The organism is Pseudomonas sp. FSL R10-1339 (assembly GCF_009600545.1).
GTDB lineage: Bacteria > Pseudomonadota > Gammaproteobacteria > Pseudomonadales > Pseudomonadaceae > Aquipseudomonas > Aquipseudomonas bubulae.
This window is the reverse complement of record NZ_WIVQ01000162.1, coordinates 1-4,965: the sequence shown is the minus strand read 5'-3', so window position 1 is coordinate 4,965 and position 4,965 is coordinate 1. Positions and strand designations below refer to the sequence as shown.

Genomic DNA, 4,965 nt, shown 5'->3' with positions numbered 1-4,965 from the left:
GCTGGTTGCTCATGGCACCTCCTAATGGGCCTCATTTTAAGGCTTGGAGATGTCTACGAAACTAGGGGCGATTCAAAGGACCATGGCCTCACTTTTTCGTCCAGTTTTCAAGCTCTTCAAAAACTCAGTTCGATTGCCAAACTCAGACCGAACATCCCTTGGTATTGCAACCCGCACATACCAAGTGCCATCAATGTTTTTGAGATTATCGACCGCCATGCCGACTCTTCCTGTGCAATTTTTAACCAGAAGTCGAATTACCTCAGCTATGCACGAAAGCTAACGCAGCAATGATGTTTTTGGAAGCTATTTTTGGAAGTAAAATTTGGAAGTATGCTTCTATAAGCCTTGTATATCAGCGTTTAAAGGTGTTTTCTTGATATGACGAGGTAGATCCAGTTGCCCTCGAAGATATGGGTCATTTCGAGTTCAAAGAGGTCGGGGTCGGTGAACATCTCACGCTTGCAGCGGTAGATACCCTTGTCTTTGTCGTCTTCCAGCATGGCATTCAAGTAATCGATACCCAGGGACATGGCCAGGGCCTCCGTTGTTATTATCCAGGCCGGGTCAGGTTAGGGAGTCGATGTCCGGGGCACTATCCGTTTACTGCGGATCGTTATCCGGTTAGTGCAGGCAAGACGGGTATTTCAGTGGGAGCGGGCTTGCTCGCGATCCAGGCAGCGCGGTGTTCCGCTGACACCGCAGCGATCCCATCGCGAGCAAGCCCGCTCCCACAAAAGCCGTTGCTCAGTGCCGGCGCTTGAAGGTGCTTGAAGGCAGCTCGCCGTACTGCAAACGGTAGCTTTCGGAAAAACGGCCCAAGTGCATAAAACCGTAATCGAGCGCCAGCTCTGTGAGGCTGCGTACCGTGCAGCTCGGGTCGTTCAGGCAGGCATGAATCCGCGCAAGTTTGCGCTGGCGAATGTACTGCAAGGGCGTCACGCCCAACTGGCGCTCAAACAGGCTGTACAACGAGCGCTGGCTGATACAGGCCTGTGCTGCCAGGTCTTCACCGTTGAGTTCCTGTTTGAGATTGCGCTCGATGTAATCGAGTATGCGCTCAAGACCGGCACTGGCTGATGCCAGGTTTTCACGGCTGATATTGGTCTGCATCAGGGTCAACAGCTTGCTGCCGACAATCTGCGTGTAGTGCTCCTGCACCCGCAGCAGCGGATCGCTGGCCTCGGACTCCTGGCACACCATGCCCAGCAAACCGATAAAGCCCTCCAGCTCATCGAGCCGGTAGTGATTGCGCATAAAGCGCACACCGCCTGACGGCCGCCGCCAACGCTGATCGTCGCACACCGATTCGAGCAATTTGGCCGGTATTTTGAGGATGAACTTTTCGCAATCCTGAGAGTAAGTCAAATCGACCGGATCATCCGGATTGATCACCAGCAACTCCCCCGGCACCAGGTGCTGCTCGCGGTTCGGGCCGCGCCACAGGCAATTGCCGCTGAGCAGCACCTGCAAGTGAAAGATGGTTTCCAGTGCGGGCGAGGTCACGCGCACACTGCCGCCATAACTGATGCGGCACAGATCAAGCTCGGCGAATTTACGGTGATTGAGGCTGGCCAGCGGCCGGGTGGTTCTGGAAAGGCCGATGCAGTGCTGGCCAACATGCTGGTTTACATAGTCGGACACGGCATGTGGGTCGGCGTGTCGGAACACGCTACTGCGTTCACTCAGCAGGCGGCTATCCATCGGCAAGGTACTCGGTGTTGTCATTATTATGGGTGTTGTCTGCGCCAGAGTAAGCACGACGGCAATGGCAGGGCAATTGGACACTCGGCTAATGGGCGGTAATCGAACGCTTTTAGCCCGGCGGTTGCGCCGCCTGTGCGAAAAACTGGCTTACCCTGAACGCCCTAAAAACAACAAACAAGAGACCTTCAATGCTGCCCCGCCTTCGCCATGCCCCTTTGTACCTCGCACTGTTGAGCACGCTGACCAGCACCGGCCATGCGGCTGACCTGAGCTGGGTCGACCCCGCCGTCGCGACGGTCAATGAGCAGGTAATCTCCCTGCGCCACACCCTCCACCAGAACCCGGAGATGGGCAATCAGGAATTCAAGACCGCCGCCCTGGTCGCCGAGCAACTCAAAAGCCTGGGCTTGCAGGTGCGCACCCAAGTAGGCAAGACCGGTGTAGTGGCCGTGCTCAAGGGTGGCCTGCCTGGCCCGGTGATGGCCCTGCGCGCCGATATGGACGCCCTGCCGGTCAAGGAAATGACCGGCCTGCCCTGGGCCAGCACGGCCACGGGAGTGCGCCTGGGCAAGACCGTACCGGTGATGCACGCCTGCGGCCATGACACCCACACCTCCATGCTGCTGGGTGCAGCCAGAGTGCTGGCCGAGCATCGCGATCAGGTCGCCGGCACCGTGGTATTCCTGTTCCAGCCCGCTGAAGAAGGCGCGGCAGACCTGGACGAATTCGAAACCGAAACCCTGGTGGGTGCCCAGGCGATGATCCGCGACGGCGCCCTGGACTCCCCCAAGGTCGAAGCCATATTCGGCGTGCATGTGATGGCGGGTTACCCCACCGGTCATCTGTATTACAAGGCCGGTACCGTGCTCAATAGCAGCGACGGTTTTCGCATCATCGTCAAAGGCCAGCAAACCCATGGCTCGGCCCCCTGGAGCGGCGTCGACCCGGTAGTAGCCAGCGCAGGCATTATCAACGGCCTGCAAACCCTGGTCAGCCGCCGGGCTGATCTGACCCAGGGGATGGGCGTGATCAGTGTTGGCACCGTCAATGCCGGTTCTGCAGCCAATATCATTCCCGAAAGCGTGGAAATGACCGGCACCATCCGCAGCAACAGCGCGGCAGTGCGCGACACCCTGCTGAAAAAGATGCCACCCCTGGTGCAAGGCATTGCCAGTGCCTACGAGACCGAAGCCAGCCTGCTGCTGGTCAATCATGCGCCGGTCACCAGCAACGACCCGCAATTGACCGCAGCCATGGTCCCGGCACTGGAACTGGCTGCGTCAGGCAAGGTGCAGTTGCTGCCGGCGTCCCTGTCGCCCAGCGAAGACTTCTCCTACTACGCCGAAAAAGTCCCGGGCTTGTTCGTATTTTTGGGCGCTACGCCTGAAGGGCAGGACATGAGCAAGGTCGCGAACAACCACAGCCCCTACTTCACCGCCGACGATGCCACCCTGGCCACGGGCGTGAAGGCTCATGTGCAATTTGTGATGAATTACCCGGGGCGGGTGCGCAACAGCAACTGAGTAGGGCTCGCCTACCTTGAACTGCCGAAATAACGGGGGTATCGGCTACGGTTGGGGCATTTATCGGGGATGACCGGCATGCTGAAAATCGACCCGCCAGTCACATATGTAGTGCCATAAAATAATCACTACATAAGTATTGACGGCTCGATTTTCCCCCAGCATTATGCAGACGTCTTCCCCACCGGAAGCGCTGGAAAGGGTTGTTGCAAGCATGCTCGACGAGCTGTCGGGCTGTTCCGGGATAGGTACTGCCCACAAGGCAGAATTGATGAAGCTGACCTGGCTTGATCGTCCGCGTCAAAGACGACAGGGGCTAGCGAAACGTCCTCAAGAAGCTTGTGGCTGATGCGTCATGTCACTCAGGCATCCTGGTTCACGCTGCTCTCCTTCGCTTTACGCTCTGTATGTAGTGCCGGGTTTTACTACTACATATGACGAACTCAAGACAGATCTGCTTTGGATGGACACTACGTAGCGCTGCATGTGCAGTTGCGCGAATCAATTAGACAGATCAACGAGTAGTCAAGGAGTTAGCCATGAACCTGAATAACCAACCGACTGTTAACGAGCTGGCTCGACTCTTCGCCGCCCAGAAAGACACGCTGAACGACCATATCCTGTGGATCAGCGAAGCCGGTGATGTACGTATCGATCCTGTGACGTCGTGCAAGGAAGAAACCAGATTCGAGGAGGAACGTCCACAAATGCGCGCCCACCTCAAAATGTACCGCCGTGGCCAAGGCTACGTGGGCAAGAAGGCTGCGGCCGATAGCGACTATATGGCGCGCGTGCTGCAAACCCTGACCCTGACTTGGCAAAAGGCTCAAACCGAGCCTGCCCTGGTAAAAGTTAACAGCTACAGCTGATAACCCGGGCCGTACAAAAAAGCCCCGGATAATCTCCGGGGCTTTTTCAATTTCAAACTTGCGGGGTTTTAATGCATGTTTCCGTACCATGGCCACCGCCATTGTAGTCGGGCGCATAGTATGACTTGTGCAGCGTGGTAGTGTATTGCCCCTTGCTGTCCTGGTCACGGGTAATGGTCGCAAGCCCGATGCCTCGATCCGTGGCGGCCTCCTGGCTGTCATTGGCAAAATACATTGCCAATTGCTGACCCTGGGCGGCGGCGTAGCCTGAATAAGTGGCCTTGTCGCCTCCAAGATCCACTTCAAGCGTGAAGGTATAAGCGCCGAAGTTCTGGCTGAAGTTGCTGGATTTCTCATTCACTTTGACACTCAGGTCGCCCTTGAAGGCCCCGTCATGACTGTCAAACCCTGTGCATTTATAGTTGCCGGTTATATACAGCGGATCATTGACTGCCGTATCGGCCAGTGCAGAACCGGTAAACGCCAAACTAAGCGCAACCACAAGAGTATTCATTACATTCCTGGAGAAGTTACCCGACATAGTCTTACCCTCGATACAACGTAATTAAGGATGGGATATTACCGTCGGGAATCTACACTCGAACTTGTACTTGCATCTATAGAACTACAAAACGGATTGTGGCAAAAGTTGTGCTGCAAGCAGATGGCTTTATTCCTGCGGGAGCGGGCGAACCCGCCCCCTACAGAAGTTAGATCGCCTGCTCCAGCTCAGGTACCGCTTCGAACAAGTCCGCTACCAGGCCGTAATCGGCCACCTGGAAGATCGGCGCTTCTTCGTCCTTGTTGATCGCAACGATCACCTTGGAATCTTTCATCCCGGCCAGATGCTGGATCGCGCCGGAAAT

Annotated in this window: 5 protein-coding genes and 2 pseudogenes; 2 read left to right on the top strand and 5 right to left on the bottom strand. The window is 56.2% G+C overall.

Features of this window, described 5'->3' with window-relative positions:
• Positions 1-72: 72 nt before the first annotated feature.
• The 3 genes and pseudogenes from GHO03_RS25945 to GHO03_RS23660 form a co-directional block, all read right to left on the bottom strand.
• A complete protein-coding gene (locus GHO03_RS25945; RefSeq protein WP_372241790.1) occupies positions 73-219 on the bottom strand; it encodes a DUF6538 domain-containing protein in 147 nt (48 codons plus the stop codon).
• 167 nt (positions 220-386) lie between these two features.
• Positions 387-533 (bottom strand): annotated as a pseudogene (locus GHO03_RS23665) (benzoate 1,2-dioxygenase large subunit); the annotation flags it as partial.
• Positions 534-747: 214 nt separating this feature from the next.
• The gene (locus GHO03_RS23660; RefSeq protein WP_095023288.1) at positions 748-1,704 is read right to left on the bottom strand and encodes an AraC family transcriptional regulator; all 957 of its coding nucleotides are present in this window, start codon (positions 1,702-1,704) and stop codon (positions 748-750) included.
• A 191-nt stretch (positions 1,705-1,895) separates the two neighbouring features.
• On the opposite strand from GHO03_RS23660, the gene GHO03_RS23655 reads away from it, so the two are divergent.
• Positions 1,896-3,230, top strand: a complete 1,335-nt coding sequence (locus GHO03_RS23655; RefSeq protein WP_153400628.1) for an amidohydrolase — start codon at positions 1,896-1,898, stop codon at positions 3,228-3,230.
• A 539-nt stretch (positions 3,231-3,769) separates the two neighbouring features.
• Complete coding sequence (locus tag GHO03_RS23650; RefSeq protein ID WP_094999986.1) at positions 3,770-4,099, top strand: hypothetical protein; 330 nt, start codon at positions 3,770-3,772, stop codon at positions 4,097-4,099.
• Between the two features lie 52 nt (positions 4,100-4,151).
• On the opposite strand, the gene GHO03_RS23645 is transcribed toward GHO03_RS23650, so the two are convergent.
• Complete coding sequence (locus tag GHO03_RS23645) at positions 4,152-4,613, bottom strand: hypothetical protein (protein ID WP_095018427.1); 462 nt, start codon at positions 4,611-4,613, stop codon at positions 4,152-4,154.
• Between the two features lie 196 nt (positions 4,614-4,809).
• Positions 4,810-4,965 (bottom strand): annotated as a pseudogene (locus GHO03_RS23640) (electron transfer flavoprotein subunit alpha/FixB family protein); the annotation flags it as partial.

Excerpts from the sequence above, each read along its gene's own strand:
- GHO03_RS25945 (WP_372241790.1), bottom strand. The coding sequence starts at position 219 with ATGGCGGTCGATAATCTCAAAAACATTGATGGCACTTGGTATGTGCGG.
- GHO03_RS23660 (WP_095023288.1), bottom strand. The coding sequence starts at position 1,704 with ATGGATAGCCGCCTGCTGAGTGAACGCAGTAGCGTGTTCCGACACGCC.
- GHO03_RS23655 (WP_153400628.1), top strand. The coding sequence starts at position 1,896 with ATGCTGCCCCGCCTTCGCCATGCCCCTTTGTACCTCGCACTGTTGAGC.
- GHO03_RS23650 (WP_094999986.1), top strand. The coding sequence starts at position 3,770 with ATGAACCTGAATAACCAACCGACTGTTAACGAGCTGGCTCGACTCTTC.
- GHO03_RS23645 (WP_095018427.1), bottom strand. The coding sequence starts at position 4,613 with ATGAATACTCTTGTGGTTGCGCTTAGTTTGGCGTTTACCGGTTCTGCA.